Source organism: Propionibacterium sp. oral taxon 192 str. F0372 (assembly GCF_000413315.1).
Taxonomy (GTDB): Bacteria; Actinomycetota; Actinomycetes; order Propionibacteriales; family Propionibacteriaceae; genus Brooklawnia.
This window is the reverse complement of the sequence record NZ_KE340297.1, coordinates 305,584-325,636: the sequence shown is the minus strand read 5'-3', so window position 1 is coordinate 325,636 and position 20,053 is coordinate 305,584. Positions and strand designations below refer to the sequence as shown.

Genomic DNA, 20,053 nt, shown 5'->3' with positions numbered 1-20,053 from the left:
TTGTGGGGTCAGGGTAGGCTCATCGCGTGACTCCAGGCCTTAATGACGCGGTGAGCCCACACCATGGTGACGACCAGACCGGCATCGCACCCACCGACGAGAGCGCCGTTGACCGCACAGAGGCCAATGGGGACACCGCCGGGGCCTTGATCGCCGATGAAACGCAGACAACCGAAATCGGTGGGGTGCGCAGCACCACCGAGGACTCCGCGGCCGATGGCAAGGAGTGGTGGGATGACCCGTCGATGCCTTGGAAACGCAAACCGGGCCGCAGCGACTACCTGTGCATGGGCTGGTTTGCCTTCGCCGGGCTGTTTTCCCTAGGGATGATGCCGGTGCGGGCCTGGCTGCTGGGTGCCCCCGAGCGGCTCCCGTGGCTGGTTACCTTCATCGGCTCCCGGTCCGGAACTGCGGCGCTGGGCTCCAACATCGCCGTCGGCACCGGCCTGCCTTGGGTCTGGCCGATCCTGGTGGGGGCCCTGTTGTCGGTGAAACTCGACTGGGTCTACTGGTGGGCTGGAAAGCTGTGGGGACGCGGGATGATTGATGTCTGGGCCTCCCAATCGGAACGTGCCAGACGCAACTACACCCGCGTTGAGCGCTGGGCTGACAAGATGGGATGGGTTGGCATGTTCGTCGCCTACGTGCCCATTCCGCTGCCCATCATGGCGGTGGTCTTCGTGCTGGCCGGGGCCCAGGGAATGAAGATCACCCGCTTCCTGGTGCTCGATTTCCTGGCCTCGCTCACCTGGTTGATCGGCTACTTCATATGCGGGTACATGATCGGTGAACCAGCCGTTCGGGTGCTGGAAATCTACGCGAAATTCGCCAACTACGTCGCGATCGGGTTGGTCGTGGTGATCATCGTTGTCTCGTTCATGCGTGGCAGCAAGAAGACGACGCCAGCAGCCAAGTAATCGCCATCGGCTGAATCAGTGTTCGATACGGAATCTGTCGTGAATCCATCGCAGAGGGGCCGGTGCCCACCAGTTCCACCTGCCGAGAACCTCCATGGTCGCTGGAACCAGCAGTAACCGCACCAAGGTGGCGTCGACGGTGACCATGATCGCTAAGGCAACTCCGATCTGTTTGATGGCGATCATCTGTCCGGAGATGAAACCGATGAATACTGCGACGATGATCGCTGCCGCTGAGGTGATGATGCGCCCGGAGCGTTGCAGCCCCTGCGCGACGGCCCGGTCATTGGGCAGCCCGGCATCCCAGTACTCCTTCATTCGGGCGACGAGGAAGACCTCGTAGTCCATCGACAGACCGAACCCGAAGGCGATCATGATAGCGACAATATAGGTCTCCAGGCCGTTGGTCGGGGTCATTCCCAGATGGCCTCCCTCGAAGATCCATACCGTTGCACCCAGCGAGGCCATCAGTGACAAGGAGTTGACGATCAATGCCTTAAGCGGGATAGCCAGGGAGCCTGTCATCAGGAACAACAAGATGAACACGGCCACCGCGACGACGAGTAGGGCCAGCGGTGCTCCGTCGGCCAAGGATGCGGCAAAGTCTTCCTGCATGGCTGCCGCACCGCCGACCAGGATCTCATACCCCGGATCGTGGTCACGCAGTTCGTGGACCAGGGATGAGACCTCGGCACCGGTGGGGTCACTGGTATCCATGTGGACACCAAACTCAGTCATGCCATCGGCCAGCGGTCTCTCGGCGGGAAGGACATGGGCGACGTGGTCCTGCGCGGTCAGGTACTGGACCAGCTGTGCGGATTGAGCCTGGTTCACCTTTGCGGCCACGATGATCTGTGGCGTGGCGAGGGCGGGATAGCCGTCCTGGAGTTGGTAATGGGCGATCAACGCCGGGGAATCGTCGGGGAGGTATTCGATGAATGACGACCTCATCCGCAATCCACTCAGTGGGGAGGCCATGACGGCGAGCATCATCCCGATGAGCAGGATCATCGCCCATGGAATGCGGTGCACCCAGCGGGCAACCGAGGAGAAGAAACCCTCTTCGGCCGAGGAATCCCCGACCAACCGGGTGAGCTGGGCGAGACCGGGGACCCGTGAGGTGCGGGAGGGCCGGATCAGCACGACACCGAGCAGGGTGATTAATGCTGGTACGACGCTGATCGAGGTGAGCACGGCCAAGATGGTGACCAACATTCCGCCGATGGTGATGCCGCGCAGGGTGGGGGAGTCAAAGACCAGAAGACCGGAGATGGAACAGGCGATGGTCAGGGCGGAGAAGAAGACGGTACGTCCGGCGGTACGCACGGTGCGTTCCACGGCGGCACGTACCAGGGTGTGTGTACTGGCACGATCCGGCAACGAGGAACCGTCGGCAGGAAGGCCGCGCCGGGTCAATTCGATGGCGAATTCCTCGCGGCAGCGGCTGACCACGAGCAGGCCGTAGTCGATGGACAGGGCCAGGCCGATGATGGAGACGACGTTCAAGATGAACGAGTTGAAATCCATGAAAAAGGTCGAGGCCCAGATGCCAGCCATCCCGAGCAGGATCGATATGACCGCTCCACCCAGCGGCAGCCCGGCGGCCACCAGCCCGCCAAACACCACAAGCATCAGCACCAGTGCGACCGGCAGCCCGATCGTTTCGCCCCGGACCAAGTCGGACTGGATGAGGGCAATGATGCCATCGGAGACCAAGGCCTGGGAAATGGCGTTTACCTGGGCATCTGGAAATTTCTCGGTGAGAGCAGCGGTGAATGTGCTGATTGCCTCATCGATCTTGGTCTTGGTGGCCTTGGCATCGGCATCGCTCGTCTGTTTCTCGGCCGTGATAACTACGGCGAACCCATCCCCGCTAGTCGATAGCAGGGCCTGGTTGTGCGGATCGGTGAGGTCGGGAACCGGATGAGCCGGGCTAGTAATGAACGGATCGATGACTGAGACCACATGGTCGATTTCAGAGAAGTTGCTTCGGTGCTCGGCGGTGAAGGCGACGAGATCGGGGAGGTTGTGCTGAATGGGGATGCCGGAGACGACGACCGTGGTCACCGGGCCGGTGTCCTCGTCGGCGATGAGCTGAGCGACGCGGTCGGATTGGCTGCCCGGAGTGGATGGGGCGGTGACGGCTAGCCGGGAGAACAGGTCGCCGTGCCCGAAGCCCCAGAAACTCGCCATCAATCCGAGAGCCGTGATCAGGGCCCATGTAGACAGCACCGCCCACGGATGGTGGGTGGTGATGCGACCCAACCGGTTGAACATGGTTTCCTCTCGCCGATGTGGACGGATACGCTGCTACACCGATCCCAGAACCTAATCCCTTTGCTTCTAAAGTTCTAGTTTGTCTAATCCGGGCTCGCCCTGGCGCGCTGGTCAGATGCTCGTGCGCGGGTATCGGATGACCGCATTGTTCGGAAGATCCGGCACAAACTTCCATTGCTTTTCTCTGAAGGGCTAGGAGAAAAGACCCGATCCGTACCCGAAAGGACATTCCTATGGTCTTCCGGGTACGGATCGTGGTATGTGTCACAGTCACTTATACCGTGACTGGTGGGTAGTTTAGATGAGGTTGTCGTTTTTAAGTGCGTCGAGGCCTGTGTCGAATCCGAGTTCTTCGAAGACGTCGGTACCATCAAGCATGTAGGCGCTCATGAGTGCATCGAGTGCCTGGGGCTTGCGACCGCCTTGATCTTTGAGGGCCATGCCCAATACGCACCATATCATGGGGTTGTCGGTTCCTCCGGGGCATGTGAGTGCTTCGCGCGAAGCTCGCTCGGCTTCTTCGAGCTGGCCTTCGCGATAGCAAGCTTCTGCGAGTAGCCCATACAGTTGTGTGGCGACTTCCCAGTGGGAGAGCGGTTGTGGCAGGAGGTTGAGTGCTTCGATCGCCAATGGAATGACATCCACGTACACTTCTTGGTCGGCGAGGGCTTCCATCCGGTCCCACAAGGCGGTGATGCGCTGGTACAGATCGTCTGGTAATTCATCGGGCAGTGCTGTGTCAGATCCGGAGTTCACTACCGGTATGCGTGGATGAGCGGGCCCCGATGGGGAGTAGTTACGGAACCACTTTTCGTATTTTTCCTCGAATTCGTCGCCATGGAACAGTGCTGCGCCGTGAATGTCGTAGAGTTCCTTGGCGCGTTGGTAGGCCCCTTCGAGGTCACCGGATTCATAGGACAATGCGATGTCGTAGATCGCTGATGTCGGGTCCATTGGCCGGTCGGTGCCCAACACCTGGTGGTAGCGTTCCACCCACACCCGGGCACGGGCAGGCTGACCATTTGTGAGGAAGTACTCGGCCAAGTCACGGCACCCGACTTCGAGGTAGAAGCGGGCGTCTTCCTCGCCTCGGCGTGGCCATGCCGCCTGCCACAACCGCTCGAACAACTCCAGGCCACGATCGATATCTCCATCGACGATCGCGGTCCTGGCATCGTCGTCGAGTGCTTTCAGGTCAACATCACCAAAATCGATCATGACACCATCCTTGCCTTGTTGTGGATCCTTGTCTTGTTGAGAATCTTGTCAGCCTGCTCAGACATCATCAATCCCCGCCCGCGCTGCCTCAGGGCTTGTGCTGGTTGGGTCGGTACTTGTCGAAAGGGTTCAAATTCGGAGTTGAAGTTGCCCCGGTGGGGGTGGTAGTGGGTCTGATCTTCCGATTTCCGTCACCAAAGATCTTGTCCAGTGTATCTGGGTCGACACCGCTTGCATCGGGCTGGTACCGGGCGCCAGAATTGCCGAGGTCTCTTCCTTCTGCTTGGTTATACCACTTGGGTTGCATCTCGTAGTTGTCAGGGTTGTTCATCCAATCCCTGACGTGCTGGGACCGTGCGCCATAGAAACGTCCCTCGTTATTCCAGAAATCGACCGCATCCACCGGATGATGCCCAAAATCGCATTTCTTAGAGTTCACCCATTCGGTTTTGAATTTCGAGTCGGTTGATGTTGGATCGTAGGCAGGATTTTTTACTTCCCACACCTCTTTGCCGTTCAATTTCTTGACTCTTCTGGCTTTGCCTTCGCTTTCCATCCGCTTAAGGATGTCCTGCTCTATCTTTTTGCCTTTCGCGCTGCTTCGCGAAGGATTTGCCCCAAGGTATTTCCGCCTGGCTCGCTTTGGGCGCAATTTCTTCGGCACGCCGTCAAGCTTGGTCGCCGCCTTTTGGGTTAATTCGTTTAGGTCCTTCGCGTCGATCTTCGGGAAATGAAGCTTATCTGCAATGAATCTCCGAAAAAGCCCGCCATTAACATCGCTAATGAATTTACTCGACTTTGCCACCCAGGTACTCCATTCGTGATCGACTTAACTGCGTAATTGCCAATCGCGCAATCAGCTAATAATACAGTACGCAACGAACCTGACACGTCAAACCCATCTCGCTGCTCTCGCAAGACCTATGAATGATCGATGAAATCCGGCGCTGCCAGCCTTCATCGCTTCGTGCATGCCGCCGGTGGCCTGATGTATCTGCCCTTGTCTACCAACTATCTGGTAGATATCCCACAAGACTGAAGCACCATCAGCGCAACCACGCGCGCCTACATCAAACACCCAAGTCGGCAGGGGAAAAATCTCCATACTCCTCAAGATCGAACCAACAACAAAAGCACTAACATTCACAATGTTACGTCACCCAAACGGCAACAACCACCCCACCAGACCCCGGAGTTTGTTCCGGTCTTCTAGACAGCGGATGCCGTGTGGTGATCACACCGTGGTCTTGGAAGGTGTGACAAGGCTTTACTTCTTGCAAGGACGAGTGGTCGGTCTCTGAGCGGGCGCAGCAGCCCTCGATCCACGCGCAATAGTGTTGCAGTAGTGCCGAGGCCAGTACCTTCCTGAGGTCCACGACCTGTGGCCGAGGAGCTTGCGGTCTATGGAGAGCCACAATGATTCCACGACCTCGGTGTCTTGGCTGGAGATGATCCTGCCTGCCGACCTCAACTACCTGGCATCTGGATGGTGCGCCGGACAAGCAGCTGGCCACTGGCTGCCTTTTCGCACTCATGCTCGTCTCCATCGAGCCAATGAGTTGCCAGGCAGTCACGTATAACCAATCTGTGGTAGCGAGATCGTCTGGGGTACGCCAATGAGCAATTCCTTGCCTCCGGTGTGAGTCCGCACGGGCATCCTGGAAGGAGTCAACGCGCCGGTTTCCGGAATCGGGGGTACTCCAGGCAGAATGGGGTTGTCGCGTGCCTCCATAGCTCAGCGGCCAGAGCATCCGCCTTGTAAGCGGAGGGTCCAGGGTTCGACTCCCTGTGGAGGCTCCACCTAGTTGGCTACCTCGACTGTGGTAGCCAAGGCCACTGGGACATCGCCAAGAGGTCCTGTATACCTGCTCAAGATGCCAAGCCCTCAGTACAGAACCTCAGGCAGGTAATGAGTCTGCGCCAATGGATTTCTCAGCTGTCGATGGCAGTGCTGCGGCCGCTGAGTTGATCGACGGCATACCGTGCACCTCACATGCAGCGGCACCCATCCCCGGATGGGAAAGGGTGCCGCTGCATTGTGCATGGGATCACAGATCTGCGAGAGCATCCATCATGTCGATCTGGAACTCAACTTCCTCGCTCTCCAGCCTGCGCCAGCCGTTCGGGGCGCCGAGAGCCTCGTTGAGGTCCTGGTCCACCGGGCTGGTGTTCATCGCCTCGAGCCCACGCCATAGTGGTTCCACCAAGTGCGCGATCTTGGGGCTTGCCAAGAAGTTGTGGTGGATGACGTAGATATGGCTGGCGATCAGCACGCGAAGCTCGCGAGACACCAGCTTCGAGAGATTCTCGAAGGCGTCCTGCGGGAAGAAGCCCACCTGGGTCTCTCCATTGATAACCGCCTTGGCAACGAGAACCGGGTTGGGCCGGTGCTCCACCTTGATCGCCTCGGGAGACAGATCGGTGGGTTCGAGCAGGATACGTCCGATGCGTTCCACATCGGGAGCATCGGTGGCTGCGACGGTGAGGCTGTCACCAATGTCATTCACCGAACTCAACGGGCTATCGTTGGCGACAGCGATGGTCATCTCCGTCGAGATGCCCGCAGCAGCTGCCACCGGGATGAAACCCCTCTTACGTACCAGCCAAGAGGTATCGGCCGCATTCGCGTAGACGAGATCGACTCCGTCAGTCTCGAAGGCGGCATGCATGTCGGCGAAGTCAGAGTAGGACGTCGCATGGAAGCCCTCCCCCGTGATCCGCTGAATGCGGGTGTTGAAGACATACCACTCGGAGATGTCCTGGACGTTGACGTCCGGCCCAATGGCCAACTGGTACACCATCAGTCCATCCCTCTCTTCGCGCGCAACTCGGCATATGCGGCTGCGGCCTCAGCGATCTTCTCACGTGAGGGTTCGCGGCGAACCGATGTGTGCCCGATAATCACCCCATCGCGAATCTTCGGGATGACAACGGCATGCACCCAGTAGAAGCCCCCGTCCTTGCGGAGGTTCTTCACATAACCATGCCAGCGCTTGCCTGCTTGAACGGTCTCCCATAGATCCGCGAAGGCCACGGCCGGCATGTCCGGGTGACGCAGGATCGAGTGCGGTGCCCCGATCAGTTCCTCCTTCGAATACCCCGACATCAAGACGAATGCATCATTGCAAGTGGTGATGATTCCTCGTGCGTCGGTCTGTGAGACGATCAACTCGCCCCGTGGGAACACGGTCTCCTGATCGGTGACCAGAGCTTCCCTGGAACTACCATCGTAGTAATGAATCGTCGTGGTGTAGCTTCTCGCTGCACCCTCGGAACTCATGTTCATTGAGCTGTCCTCCACGCTCATTCGGGCCCGGACGGCACTACCTCCCCGACACGGTTGTCATGCAGTCCGGGCACAGTGATCAATCGCCGAGAATCCGCTTGATCTCGACGGCGGCCAAACGTGCCTCGATCCGCATGAGTCCCAGGTTCGAGTTGATCGGCCCAGAGAGAACCAGCACGGCCTCGTCGCCGGCGGAGTACACCACCAAGTAGCCACGGTCACCGCGGATGACCGATTCGGCGAGCTGCCCGAGATTGGTGCGCTCAGTGATCCTGGTGCCCAGGCCCAATGCGGTGGCTGCCATTGCGGCGACGCGGTCGGCGTCGCCCTCCGAGAAGTCGTGGGCGATGGCGAGGCCGTCCACGGAGGCGATCATCATGCCGTGCAGTTCCGGGATGGCCCGGCGCATGTTGGCGATGACTTGGTCAAGCTGCGCGGATTTACTCAGCTGGTTGTCGCCGATTGTCATTATTTCCCCCAGTGTTCATCGTGATTGTGCGAGCCGTCCGTGAGCGGAATCGCGGTGGGCTGCGCGGGACCAAGATAGCTATCGGTTGCCCATCAGTTCAACGAGATGGATGCAGTTGTGCACTGACTGTGTCAGTATTGACCCTGCTCCGAGAGAACTCACTAGTGGGATGAAATATGGGGACAAAACTCGCTGGGCTGTGTTCGGGGATGGTCGTGGTTGCATGTGTGGGGCCAGGTGCCGTATGGCTCACACAGCAACAGGATCAAGCTCTGCTCAGCCAGATTAATCAGGCTTTGACAAGCAGAAACGTCGATGCGACGGTTACTGTTCGTGGTCGCGTTGCGACCATTGAAGAGGTCGATTCCGCCAACGCGGAGAAGGCCTCGTCGGTGGTTAGTGGGGTTCCGGGGGTGGCTGGGGTGACCACTTCGCAGGCTGCCGAGAAACCCTCTTCCGAATCGTCGGGCAGCGTTTCGCCAACCCCTGAGGTCGCATCAACCTCAACTTCACCCTTGCCTTCGGCGACCCCCACTCCTTCTGTGCAACCAGTTCCGCAACTCGACCCCATCTTCTTCGAAGGAGGTTCCTCACGGGTCCCTGCCTCGGCCGCTTCCAGGATTGACGAACTGGTGGCGATCCTCACCTCGCGACCGGAACTCGTTGCGACCTTGACCGGTCATACCGACAACGGTCTCACCCAGCAACGACGCGATGCTCTTGGGCTCGCGCGTGCCCAGTCTGTGAAGGACCAACTGGTTTCCCGAGGAATATCGGCTGATCGACTCACGGCCGAGAACCGCGGTGATCGGGATCCTCTGGGTGACAATGCAACTGAGGAAGGCCTCGCGCTCAACCGGCGTGTGTCGATTCGTTTGGAGGTTGCAGGTAGATGAGGGATGCCCTGAATTTGGTCATTGTCCAGTTTGCCATCGTCATCACGGTAGCGGCTCTTGCTGGGGGCGTGCTCGGTTGGGTCATCGGGAGGGGCCGCCGCAGACGTTCCCTGGCCGTGAATGAGACCGGGGATCAGCAGACTGCTGCCCCGGCGGCTGGCGTAGCGGATAATCAGGCCGAAGATCAAGGTACAGACCTCAGGGTCAGGATGGTCGCTCCCATGCAGTCCCCGGAGCATGAGGTCGTGCCTGTGCCGCTGGCTCCGGTGGAACCGTCGGGGGATGCGATCGAAGCCACGCTGACGGATGCCCGGGAGGTACCGCATGAGGGCATTGAGTCCATGGCAGTGGGTACTGCGGAGGCTTCGTATGAGTCCGCCGAGTCTGCCTTGGCGGGGGGCTCGGAGCTGTCGCCGGAGGTTTCGTATGAGTCCGCCGAGTCTGCCTTGATGGGTGCATCGGAGTTGTCGTCGGAGGTTTCGTATGAGGTCATTGAGTCTGCCTTGATGGGGGGCTCGGAGCTGTCGCCGGAGACCATCGAGCCCACGGGCATTGCGACGCGCTCGGAATTCACCGATCTCGGGGCTACGCATCTGCTCCCGGATTCTGGCGATGCGGTGGTCCCTCAGTCGGATGCCGGTCTGGCACCCGAGGTGCAGAACCTGTGGCCTTCGCTGCCCGCTGAGGCCAATACCCCGGTCATTGCTCCGGCCACCTATGGGATCGATGAGCCCGGCGTTTCTGCGGTGCGCTTGGGTGCGGAAGACGACCGGTCAACGGATGAGTTGTTGGGGCCGGATTCCCTGGCTGAGTACAACAACGAGTTCGATACACATGTGGATCTGAATTCGCATTTCACCGGAACTGGCGAGCTCTTCGAGGCAACTGCCGTGGTGGGAAGCGGTCCGGAGGGACTAGGCGGGGATGTCCCGGATTCAGTGTTGGATTTTGATGGGGGCGAAACCCCTGATTCCGACACCCTTGCTCCCTACACTAGCGGGAAGGTCGCCTCCGCGACTTGGCCGTCCCCCCTCGACATGGCTGCCGATGCGCAGTCCGAGGCCGATCCCGCAACGAATGTTGAGCACATGACGAATACTGATGCACAGGTCGATCCCGCAACTTGGCCATCCCCCATCGACACGGGTTCCATGCAGCCCGTCGTCCGGTTCCCCACAGCCAATGCTGTTGCCGAGTTCGATGAGGCTCGTAGCCAGGATCTCTTCCCATCAACCACGCCTGACCAGGAGAGCGACGACCGCTTCGGTCACCTTTCCAAGGCAGGGATTTCCGAACCTGAGCAGGACGGCCCCTTCGCTTCCGAGCCTTTTGCGGCGCCGGTCGATGACGTGGCGACGGTTGCTGTAGATCCGGGCGGGGTCCCGGAGCCCGAGCCGGACCCCGGTGCCTTCGAATCAGGGTCCGACACTTTTACAGCTACCAGTGAGAAACCCTTTGATGCGACGGCTTCTGTCGCAGACAAGCACTTTGACGAGAGCGAAGGAGCGACTCCTGCAGATCATCAATCGGTGACGGAAGAGGGCCTTGCGCCGAGTGAGATGCCCACCATTGAGCCCGGGAATGAGATTTCTGGTCCTGAGACGTCGGCTGCTATCGAGGCTGATGACCCGCCTGTTGATTTCCTGACCGGGGACCTCGGATCCGAGGCGCACGAAACGGATTCCCCGGTCACCGGAAGTGCCGGTGAACGACTCAATGATCCCGGCGCAGAGGCCAGCGTGCTCGCCGGATCCGGGGAAATCGCCTCGGGTCTGGCAGCTCCCGCCGCCGTAGTTGCGGCTGGACTTGTTGCTGCCGCATCGGCAGATCAACCCATCAATGCCGAAGCTTCGAGCGACGGGATCCCGGGCGTCGGGATGGAGGACACCGAGGCTGCAACTGAGCAGGCTGGGGATCCTGATCGCTTGGAGATGGAGAACTCTGAGATCATTCCTGCTGTGACGGACACCGCCGATGCCTCTGATGAACGAGACGGGCAGGGCGCCGAGATCTCCGTAGAGGAGGCTCTTGACGAATCGGTAGAAGCTGTCGGCGTCGCCGATGCCGAGGTGGTCGAGCCCGGGCTTGCGTCTGATGAGACCGAACCTCAGACCGAGCTCAATAGCACCAAGGCAACTGTTAAGCGGCTCGTCACCTATGAACAGCTCTACGACGAATGGGGAACCGAGACCATCGCGGCGGTCAGGGACCCGGAACAATCTGCTGATTCCGACATTGGGCACCTGCGTGCGCAGGTCGCCGCGCTGAAGGAACAGATCGTCCAGAAGGACGTGGAAATGATGAGGCTGGAGACCGGCGCCACTGCCGCTTGGGACACCACGGTGCCCAGTCTCCAGCAGACCATCACCGAGCTTCGTGAGGACAACGGTCGTCTGGCCACTGCCCTCCGCGAGGCGCGGAACAATTTGGAAAGCATGGCGCTGGAACTGGATCGGATGCAGAAGCCGCGTGGGCCTCTGCTGCCACCCGAGCAGTCCAACTGAACAATATAGGAGATGACTGAAGTGAGTGCAGCGCCTCTGCTGTCCATGCGCGGTCTGTGCAAGTCCTTCGGGGACCTGGAGGTTTTGCAGGGCCTTGATCTCGATCTCAAGGCGGGTGAGGTTCTGGGCCTGGTCGGTCGCAATGGCGTCGGCAAGTCGACGCTAGCGGCCCTGCTCGCCGGCGAGTCGGAATTTGAGAGCGGCGAACTGTCGATGGAGGGTGGACCGTGGGACCCGGATCGCGTCATGCTGATCGATCCGGAGGCCACCTTGGATCCGGACCTGACTGTGGTCAGGGCCATGTTTCGCCATGCTTTGGTGGAGCCCAATATCGGCGAGATGATGAAGAAGGCTCGCAAGGTGCTCGCCGAATCCGGTGTCGCCCTCATGGCGGCTGATCGCCTCGGTGATCTCACGGGCTCCGAGCAGCGCATGGTCGAGGTCGTGCGCATGCTGGCGGATCCTCGTGATGTCATCGTCATTGACGAGTTGAGTAACACGCTGAACGCTCGCGAAGTCGAGGACCTGCGGTTCACACTCAACCGCAGTATCGAAGCCGGACGTGGTGTGCTCTACGTGACCCACCGTCTTGGTGAGGCGCTGTCTTTGTGCGATCGGATCGCGGTCATGCGCGAGGGCCGGATCGTCGAGATCTTCAATGCCAAGGAATCCACCGTCGATGACCTCAGCGAGGCGATGTTCGGTCAGGCAGTCGAGTCCACGCCGCGTGTCGTGAATACCACCGAGGACGCACTGTTCGAGGTCGAGGGGTTGCGCTGTGACGACTGCAAACCGATCTCCTTCACCCTGCACAAGGGTGAGATCCTGGCGGTGTGCGGGGCTCGCAACTCTGGGGTGAAGCAGCTCATGGCTGCTTTCACCGGCGAGAGCCCATGCCCGGCCGATGCGATGCGCATGCTCGGTATCCCGATGGCCATCAATGGGGTATCGGATCTGCCGCGCAACCGCATCGCAGTGCTGTCCAGTTCGACCATCCCCACCGGTGACACCCATGCTGCTTGGAACCTTTCCATGCTCAACGAGGAACAGGAGGACGACGAGTCGGAGATTGAGGAGACTATCCACATTCTCAAGACCCTGCGTTTTCTGGAAGAGAAGGGCAACCGAATTCTCAAGCGCCCGGTGCGTTCCACCGGCCAGCGCAGGTGGCTCCAGCTTCAAGAACTGGCCGCCGAGAATGCCCGGATGATGGTTCTCGTGGAGCCGATGCAGGGTTTGGATGCCTCCGCCCGGGAGCGTTTCGTGCGCATCATGGAGGCTGCCACTCAGCGCGGCGCCGGGGTGCTGTTGTTCTCCGGTGACGAAACCGAGATCGAAGCCCTTGCCGACCGAGCCTTGGTGGTGCGCGACGGTGCAGTCGTCATCGAGATGCAGCGCGCAGACCTCAACCTCGAACAGCTCAAGCGGATCAGCTTGGAGACCGAGCTGGCGAGCAAGGGCCCAGTGATTCGTACTCGCAAGAAGCGTAGGCTAGAAGAGCCCGCGGAGGATGGGGTCGGGGAGACCTCGGAGAAGGCCGCTAGGACCGCCAAGGCCGAGCAGAACTCCGATGCGAAGAAGGCGGACAAGGCTTCTGCTGAGCAGAAAGACGAGGAGGCCGCCGAGCAGGCGAAGGCTCCGAAAGCTGAACAAGCTGCAAAGACTGAATCGGACAACTCGGAAAAGACCACTGCGAAGCAGGAGAAGACTCCGAAGGCCAGACCAGGCAAGGCTGTCGCCAAGCAGGAGACCAAGGCTGAGCAGACCTCTGCCAAACCAGGCAAGGCTGTCGCTAAACAGGAGACCAAGGCTGAGCAGAGCCCTGCCAAGCAGGAGGAATCGGAGGCCAAACCGCAGCAAGCGGCAGCCGAGCAGCCGGATAAGCGTCCCGCCGAGCAGAACGACCAGGAGGCCGCCGAGGTTCAGGTCGTGGCTGATCAAGATAACCAGACCAACATGGAGCAGGAGAAAACCTCGAAGGCTGAGCAGCAGGCGCAGGATTCCGTCAAGCAGGATAAACCTTCGTCAGGGCAGGGTGACCAGGCCGTCGTGGAGCAGGTCAACCAGGCCGAGTCTGACGAAGCTGAGGCCGAGAAGACCGACAAGGCTTCTGCTGACCAGCAGGAGCAGCCCAGGGCCGGGCAGCCAGAACAGGGCGGTGGCGCATGGCATGCGAACCCGGAGACCATCATCCACGGCCCCGAGAAGTCGCGGGTCCACGGTGGTCACCGTCCCAAGGTCGGGGCGGGTGGCGCTTTCGGCGCTTTCAGCACCGCTGAATGACAGCACATGGCCGGGCCTAGATGGATCATCGTCTGGGCCCGGCCATGTGCCTGCGTATCGTGCTCTCATTGTTCGTGACGGATCAGTGTTGGAGCCCATTTGCCACTCGGGAATGGTGGTGCTCTGGTGCGGATGGATAGAATCCCTCCATGGATGCTGCTGATTTCTCGGCACTCGCCGCCGCCAGACATTCGGTGCGTAGCTTTCTCCCAGATCCGATTCCCCAGGACGTGTTGGTGAAGATCCTCGTCGACGCGACCTCGGCCCCATCGTGGTCGAACACCAGGGCCTTCAAACTGGCTCTGGCTGCTGGGGATCGTGCGGAGCGTCTGCGGGCTGCCTATGGTGTTGCTTTTGACAGAACCCTGACAGGTGATGGCGCGGGCGTTGACGGTGACTTTGATGTCCAGGCTCGTTACCCGGACGCACAACGAGCCCACCAGATCGCCATCGGCAAGGCTTTGTACAAGCACCTGGGTATTGAGCGTCAGGACCGGGAGGCCCGGTCCGCGCACGCTCGTCGCAATGCGGAGGCCTTCGGCGCCCCGGTCATCGGCCTGGTTTTCGTGCAGGAGGGGATGCTGCCATTCTCGGCCATGGACGCTGGACTCATGCTGCAGACCCTGTTCTTGTCGGCCAAGGCCAATGGTGTCGACTCCTGCCCGATCGGTAATCTTGCGGTGTGGCGTAGCCCAGCGGACCAGGAATTTGAGGTGCCTCAGGATTACAAGCTGATCACTGGATTCGCCTTGGGATACGCCTCCGACGAGCGGATCAATGACTTCCGGGCGGAGCGTCGGCCGATAGAGATGCTCACCCCCAAATAGCGCTGACCCTGAGTAGTACTGGGCAGGCTTCCCAAGTTGCACATGGTTGTCGATGCCCTTGACCGATCACGGTGGGAACCGGTTGCATATGGCTCATCGTGGCCGTTCACGTCCGCAAGGAAGCGGAGTTCCCCTCGTGTCGGTCCTGCCCCTCGGAGGAATGCATGCGCAACCCACGCAGAACTGTGCTGGGGGCCGTGGTCATCGGCATGGCCATGGTCGCCCCCGGCGCGCTGATTGCCCCGGCCGTCGCCCAGGAACAGCCGGCTCTCGGTACCCGGACTAAGGCCGTGATCAATGCCGACGGACTCCGCTTCCGTGATCTCAATGCCAACGGTCAGCTTGATCCTTACGAGGATTGGCGTCGCGACGTCACCGAGCGTGCCGCTGATCTAGTCGACCAGATGACCCTGGAGGAGAAGGCTGGGCTGATGCTCATCGACACCCTCAACGCTGGGTGCCAGGGATCATTGCTGCCAGCGGCGAACGACTATGTCAACACCCAGAAGATGCATCGGTTCATCTTCCGCAATACGGTGACCGGAAATCCCACCTGCGGACCCGACACGGGTTTCCGTGCCGGCTCCTCGGTGACCCCTTCCGAGGCAGCGAAATTCATGAACTCCATGCAGGAACTGGGGGAATCGACCCGGCTGGGCATCCCGGTGCTCTACAAGTCGAATGCCCGCAACCATATTGACCCCGATGCGCGGGCGGGAATCAACGAATCGGCTGGTGCCATGACTGCCTTTCCCAAGGAGGCAGGCATCGCTGCGGCTGCCTTGGGCGATGCCGCCCGTAACGGTGGCGACGGCATGAATGTGGTGCGTGATTTCGCCGGGGTGATGGGTGAGGAATGGTCTTCCTACGGGCTGCGCGGCATGTATGGCTACATGGCCGATCTGTCTACCGAGCCTCGCTGGTACCGTGACCACGAGACCTTCACCGAGAACTCCGGCCTCAACGCCGACATCATGACCACTTTGGTGCAGACCTTGCAGGGTCCGGTCGATGCCAACGGGGTATCGCTGAGTCCCAACACCGACGTTGCCCTGACGATGAAGCACTTCCCGGGAGGCGGGCCCCAAGAACTCGGCCTCGACCCGCACTACTCCTTCGGCAAGACACAGGTCTACCCGGAACACGATGGTGACAACCACTTTGGCTATCACCTCAAACCTTTTGCCGCGGCCATCGACGCGGGCGTTGCCTCGATCATGCCCTACTACGGTGTCCCGATGAACGTCACCCATAACGGCACCACCTACAAGCAGACCGGGATGGCCTTCTCCGACGAAATCGTCAATGGTCTGCTGCGCGATGACCTGGGCTTCAAGGGCTATGTGAACTCCGACACCGGCATCATCAACGACCGGGCTTGGGGGCTGGAAACGCTGACTGTCCCACAGCGAGTGGCGGCGGCCGTCAATGCGGGAACCGACACCTTGTCCGGATTCCACGACGTTGCGACGATCACCAGTTTGGTCAATGATGGACTGCTCACCACCGAACGCATCAATCTGGCCGCGACCCGCCTGCTCACCCCGATGTTCCAGATGGGATTGTTCGAGAACCCCTATGTCGACGAGGCCGCTGCCGATGCCGTTGTCGGCTCTGCGGACAATCGGGCCGTCGGCCTGGATGTGCAGCGCAAGTCTGCGGTGCTGCTGCAGAACCGGGATACCACCAATCCCGATGACTGTGACAAGGTGCTCCCGCTGAAAGCCAACAGCACCCTGTACTTGCTGGGTGATTTCAATCTCGACACCATCCGCGCCTATGACAACGCCGGATTCACCGTCATCGACGGTAATCAAACCCCGCGCCCATCCGCTGCCGGCGCCGACTACGTCCTGGTGTCGATGACCGCCAAGACGAAGAATACCCGGGCTTACGGCTCGAAGGATCCGGCCACTGGGGCTAATCCGGCGCATACCTCACCGATCGTCTTCCCCGGGGTGAACGGGCTTGATGGCAAGTCGCCTTACGGTGCTGCGGATGCTTGCAATGCCTACGGAGCCGCCGAATGCACAGATGACGGGCTGATCTTTGGTGGGTCCTATCCGTGGGAGTCGTCAACCTTGGATTTTTCCGGCATGGAATCTTCGGAATCCTGGCAGGTTGTTCCTTCACTGGGTACCGTCCAGCAGGCGATGGCCGAGGTGGGCGATCCGAACAAGGTCGTGCTGAATGTCTACTTCCGTCAGCCCTTTGTCCTTGACCAAGCTTCCGGGTTGCTGGATGCCGGTGCCATCATGGCCACCTTCGGCATTTCCGATACCGCGTTGATGGACGTGCTCACCGGCAAATTCGCCCCCCAGGGCAAGATGCCCTTCGCACTGGCTTCCAGTCGGCAGGCGATCGAGAACAATCTTTCCAACGTCCCGGGCTATCCGGAAACCCCGGGTGGGGAGCTCTTCGGCTACGGGTACGGGTTGACCTATCAGAACGCGATCTGCACCCCGAGCTCGGTCCCCTCCGAGCGACCGAGGAAACCCGGGAAGCTGCCCGCGACCGGAGTGAAGCTGCCCCTAGCGACCACCCCGGCCCAAGCGGAGGAACTGGGATGAGATGCGTCGGGGGACCGCGCCGATGGTGCGGCCCCCGACGGTTTGTCTGCAGCGAGGCATGCCCCAGCGTCCGGTACCGGCCATCGGTTTGATACCTGCGGAGGGAGACATATGACTGATCTGAACCCCGTCGAGTCAACCCTGTTCGTGCCGCTGCAAGGACGTGTGTACGCGACCCGTCGATTCCCGCACATCCTGGAGGATGAGAAGGCAGTCAGGATCGCCGACGAACTCGACCCCTTCCTCATGGACATGTCCCGGCAGAGTCAGTACACCTTGATGGCGTCGGCAATCAGATCGGTGAACATTGATCGCTGTGTGCGAAGGTTCTTGGCCGAGCACCCAGCCGGCTCGATTGTGAACCTGGGTTGTGGCCTCGACACCACCTCGAACCGGACCGACAACGGGATGGCCACCTTCTTTGAGATCGATCTTCCCGAGATCATCGAGATGCGTGGAAAATACCTGCCAGCCGGGGAGCGGGAGGTGTATCTCGCCAGATCGATGTTTGACCCTGCGTGGATTGACGAGGTAAGGAACCATGCCAGTGATCCATTTCTGGTAGTCGCGTCCGGACTGTTCCACTACTTCCATGAACCGAAGGTCGTCGAGCTGATGAATCGGTTGGGTGAGCTCGGTGGGTGCGAACTGATCTTCGACGCGGTGAGTTCGGCAGGCCTGAGGCGTATGCACGCCTATATGAAGCGACTCGGTCACGAGGACGCATCAATGTTTTTTCATGTCGATGACGCGTACGAACTTGTTACGCGTCTCGACGTGTCTGCCTCGGTGATCGAGGAACGGGATTTCTTCGACGTACCGGGTTCCCGGAAGGGATTGAGGGCAGCGACCCGGCTGAGCATGTGGGTGTCGGACAGGTTCCACATGGTCAAGATGATCCATCTAGCAATACCTGCGTGGTGACGTAGAACATGTGGCGGATGTGTGGGCACCATCATCACCAGCGGCTCTACTGACCACTGACCGTTGGTATGCAGCCGATACCGGGACGCCGGTCAGCTCAGGCATCCAGGCCGGTGGCAGCCAGGAAACCGGTGCCTTCACCGGTTATCTTCACCTGTTCACCGGCCGCCAGCCAGGCGGCCTGCCCGCGGGCCAGGGTGAGGTGCCCGGTGCCATCGGTCAGGGTGAGCCCGCCCTCGGTGACCAACAGGATCCTCGCCGAGGTGTATGCCGGACAGGTGACCTCACGGCCGGGCATCAGGTCGAGACGCCAAGCAGCGAAGGCAGCTTCTTCGGCAGGGTAATACCACAGGCCATCGCCGCGGGGCACTGGGCTCATTGGATGCATCTCGACAGCGGTGAAGTCAACCACTTGGACCAGCCCGGGGGCGTCGATGTACTTGCTGGTGAGCCCACCGCGCAGCACGTTGTCGGAATTGCCCAGCACTTCCACCCCGGTGCCGCTGAGATATGCGTGCATCGTGCCGGGCTCCAGGTGAACTGCCTCGCCCGGTTCCAGATGCACCCGGTTGAGCAACAGGGCCGCCAAGAGCGAGGTGTCATTGGGGAAGTGCTCATCGAGTTCGACGGCGGTGCGGGCGAACAGGCCTACCTCGCCCTCGTCATCTACGTGGGTCACCGCAGCGGAGACCACCTCCACTAGCGCATCTTGACGCTGTTCGTCAGGGACAAGCAGATTGAGGAAGAGTTCTGCCATCGCCGCCGAACCGCTGCGTAGTCGCAGGGCGTCCAGCAACGACAGCGTTGCCGAGCTGACTCCCAACGCCTCGAATAACTCGATGCTGTGGGCCGGATCCCGGAAGCCGACCAGGGCATCGAAGGGAGTGACTGCGATGAGCAGTTCGGGTTTGTCCCACGGATCCCGGTAGGTACGGTCTGGGGCGTCGAGAGCGATCCCGGCGACGTTCTCCGCATCGTAACCCGCCTGGGCCTGGGGAAGTGTGGGATGGGCCTGCAGCGATAGAGGGCGTGCTGCGGACAACAGCTTTATCAGGAAGGACAGTCGTCCCTCGAAGTGGGTGCGTGCGTTATCGCCGACCACCGAGGGGTCATTGGTGATGAGCTCGTCTAGGCAGAGGTCGTCTAGGGTCGACGGAGACGAGGGATGAGCCCCAAGCCAGTACTCGGCGACCGGCTCCCCGGTGGGTTCCAACCCTAGGATCCTGGGGATCGTATCGCGCGATCCCCAGTCGTAGTGCCGGAATTTTCCCATCAGCGGACGCATGCAGGGTTCCCCTCGGTTCGGAATCGATGCCGAACAAGCATAGCCGTTCCACCGTGCCAACTAGCGGGTCCGCAGCAACCGCAACGGAGCCGTTGTTGCGGTCTGCCTAAGGGTTCGCAGAAGGCTGGGTACTACCGGGGGACCGGTACTGCCGCCGTCGTGGCCTTCCTGACCACTGCATCGCGTGGCAGGGCACTTGATAACCGGAGTTGCGCACAGGGCGAGGCGTCACAATGACGTTGCCGTGATGCGCCGAGTAGGCTGCGGGTTATGGCTCAGGCACTTCAGTCCACGACGACCCCCCCATCCACTCCGCTCACTGAACAGGAGATGGCCATTCTGGATTTCGAGAAGTGCTGGTGGCAGGCGAAGGTCTCCAAGGAGACCGAGATACGTGACCGCTTCGGCATTACCATCGCCCGTTACTACCAGATTCTTAACTCTCTGCTCGATCGCCCTGAGGCGCTGTGTCACGATCCGCTGTTGGTGAAGCGGCTTCGCCGATTGCGCGAGCAGCGTCAGCGCGAGCGCTCCGCATCGCGGCTCACCTCCCGCTGATCAGCAACTTCAACAACGTGGTCACTGCTGTGGGCCCCG

Annotated in this window: 15 protein-coding genes and 1 tRNA gene; 9 read left to right on the top strand and 7 right to left on the bottom strand. The window is 60.5% G+C overall.

What is annotated here, in order from left to right:
• Window positions 1-26: 26 nt before the first annotated feature.
• Window positions 27-917: a DedA family protein gene (locus HMPREF1531_RS01550; protein ID WP_016668128.1), complete on the top strand. Its 891-nt coding sequence runs from the start codon at window positions 27-29 to the stop codon at window positions 915-917.
• 15 nt (window positions 918-932) lie between these two features.
• Here the strand turns inward: HMPREF1531_RS01550 and HMPREF1531_RS01545 are convergent, their stop codons facing one another.
• The 3 genes from HMPREF1531_RS01545 to HMPREF1531_RS01535 all read right to left on the bottom strand — a co-directional run bounded on the left by HMPREF1531_RS01545 (window position 933) and on the right by HMPREF1531_RS01535 (window position 5,217).
• Entirely contained in the window at window positions 933-3,194 is a 2,262-nt protein-coding gene (locus HMPREF1531_RS01545) for an MMPL family transporter (RefSeq protein ID WP_016668127.1), read from the bottom strand.
• Window positions 3,195-3,491: 297 nt separating this feature from the next.
• Complete coding sequence (locus tag HMPREF1531_RS12665) at window positions 3,492-4,412, bottom strand: hypothetical protein (RefSeq protein ID WP_016668126.1); 921 nt, start codon at window positions 4,410-4,412, stop codon at window positions 3,492-3,494.
• 88 nt (window positions 4,413-4,500) lie between these two features.
• Window positions 4,501-5,217, bottom strand: a complete 717-nt coding sequence (locus HMPREF1531_RS01535; protein ID WP_016668125.1) for a hypothetical protein — start codon at window positions 5,215-5,217, stop codon at window positions 4,501-4,503.
• Between the two features lie 919 nt (window positions 5,218-6,136).
• Between HMPREF1531_RS01535 and HMPREF1531_RS01530 the strand changes: the two genes are divergently transcribed.
• Window positions 6,137-6,212: transfer RNA gene (locus tag HMPREF1531_RS01530), tRNA-Thr, on the top strand.
• Between the two features lie 248 nt (window positions 6,213-6,460).
• On the opposite strand, the gene HMPREF1531_RS01525 is transcribed toward HMPREF1531_RS01530, so the two are convergent.
• The 3 genes from HMPREF1531_RS01525 to HMPREF1531_RS01515 form a co-directional block, all read right to left on the bottom strand.
• Window positions 6,461-7,213: a PhnD/SsuA/transferrin family substrate-binding protein gene (locus HMPREF1531_RS01525; RefSeq protein ID WP_016668123.1), complete on the bottom strand. Its 753-nt coding sequence runs from the start codon at window positions 7,211-7,213 to the stop codon at window positions 6,461-6,463.
• Window positions 7,213-7,692: a PAS domain-containing protein gene (locus HMPREF1531_RS01520; RefSeq protein ID WP_036897975.1), complete on the bottom strand. Its 480-nt coding sequence runs from the start codon at window positions 7,690-7,692 to the stop codon at window positions 7,213-7,215. The genes HMPREF1531_RS01525 and HMPREF1531_RS01520 overlap by 1 nt, the downstream gene beginning before the upstream one ends.
• 85 nt (window positions 7,693-7,777) lie before the next feature.
• Window positions 7,778-8,167, bottom strand: a complete 390-nt coding sequence (locus HMPREF1531_RS01515; protein ID WP_016668121.1) for a roadblock/LC7 domain-containing protein — start codon at window positions 8,165-8,167, stop codon at window positions 7,778-7,780.
• Window positions 8,168-8,343: 176 nt separating this feature from the next.
• Here HMPREF1531_RS01515 and HMPREF1531_RS12660 point away from each other — a divergent pair, with 176 nt between their 5' ends.
• The 6 genes from HMPREF1531_RS12660 to HMPREF1531_RS01485 all read left to right on the top strand — a co-directional run bounded on the left by HMPREF1531_RS12660 (window position 8,344) and on the right by HMPREF1531_RS01485 (window position 18,171).
• Entirely contained in the window at window positions 8,344-9,063 is a 720-nt protein-coding gene (locus HMPREF1531_RS12660) for an OmpA family protein (RefSeq protein WP_016668120.1), read from the top strand.
• Window positions 9,060-11,567 carry a hypothetical protein gene (locus HMPREF1531_RS01505; protein ID WP_016668119.1) on the top strand — a complete coding sequence of 836 codons (2,508 nt, stop codon included), beginning with the start codon at window positions 9,060-9,062 and terminating at the stop codon, window positions 11,565-11,567. The genes HMPREF1531_RS12660 and HMPREF1531_RS01505 overlap by 4 nt, the downstream gene beginning before the upstream one ends.
• Window positions 11,568-11,579: 12 nt before the next feature.
• Window positions 11,580-13,850, top strand: a complete 2,271-nt coding sequence (locus HMPREF1531_RS01500; protein ID WP_084669236.1) for an ATP-binding cassette domain-containing protein — start codon at window positions 11,580-11,582, stop codon at window positions 13,848-13,850.
• Window positions 13,851-13,999: 149 nt separating this feature from the next.
• Window positions 14,000-14,677: a nitroreductase family protein gene (locus HMPREF1531_RS01495; RefSeq protein ID WP_016668117.1), complete on the top strand. Its 678-nt coding sequence runs from the start codon at window positions 14,000-14,002 to the stop codon at window positions 14,675-14,677.
• 164 nt (window positions 14,678-14,841) lie between these two features.
• Complete coding sequence (locus HMPREF1531_RS12655; RefSeq protein ID WP_016668116.1) at window positions 14,842-17,247, top strand: glycoside hydrolase family 3 protein; 2,406 nt, start codon at window positions 14,842-14,844, stop codon at window positions 17,245-17,247.
• 111 nt (window positions 17,248-17,358) lie between these two features.
• On the top strand, window positions 17,359-18,171 hold the full coding sequence (locus HMPREF1531_RS01485) for a class I SAM-dependent methyltransferase (protein WP_016668115.1): 813 nt from the start codon (window positions 17,359-17,361) through the stop codon (window positions 18,169-18,171).
• A 97-nt stretch (window positions 18,172-18,268) separates the two neighbouring features.
• On the opposite strand, the gene manA is transcribed toward HMPREF1531_RS01485, so the two are convergent.
• The gene (gene manA, locus HMPREF1531_RS01480) at window positions 18,269-19,456 is read right to left on the bottom strand and encodes a mannose-6-phosphate isomerase, class I (RefSeq protein WP_016668114.1); all 1,188 of its coding nucleotides are present in this window, start codon (window positions 19,454-19,456) and stop codon (window positions 18,269-18,271) included.
• Between the two features lie 270 nt (window positions 19,457-19,726).
• Between manA and HMPREF1531_RS01475 the strand changes: the two genes are divergently transcribed.
• Window positions 19,727-20,014: a DUF3263 domain-containing protein gene (locus HMPREF1531_RS01475; RefSeq protein WP_016668113.1), complete on the top strand. Its 288-nt coding sequence runs from the start codon at window positions 19,727-19,729 to the stop codon at window positions 20,012-20,014.
• The last annotated feature ends 39 nt before the right edge of the window (window positions 20,015-20,053 follow it).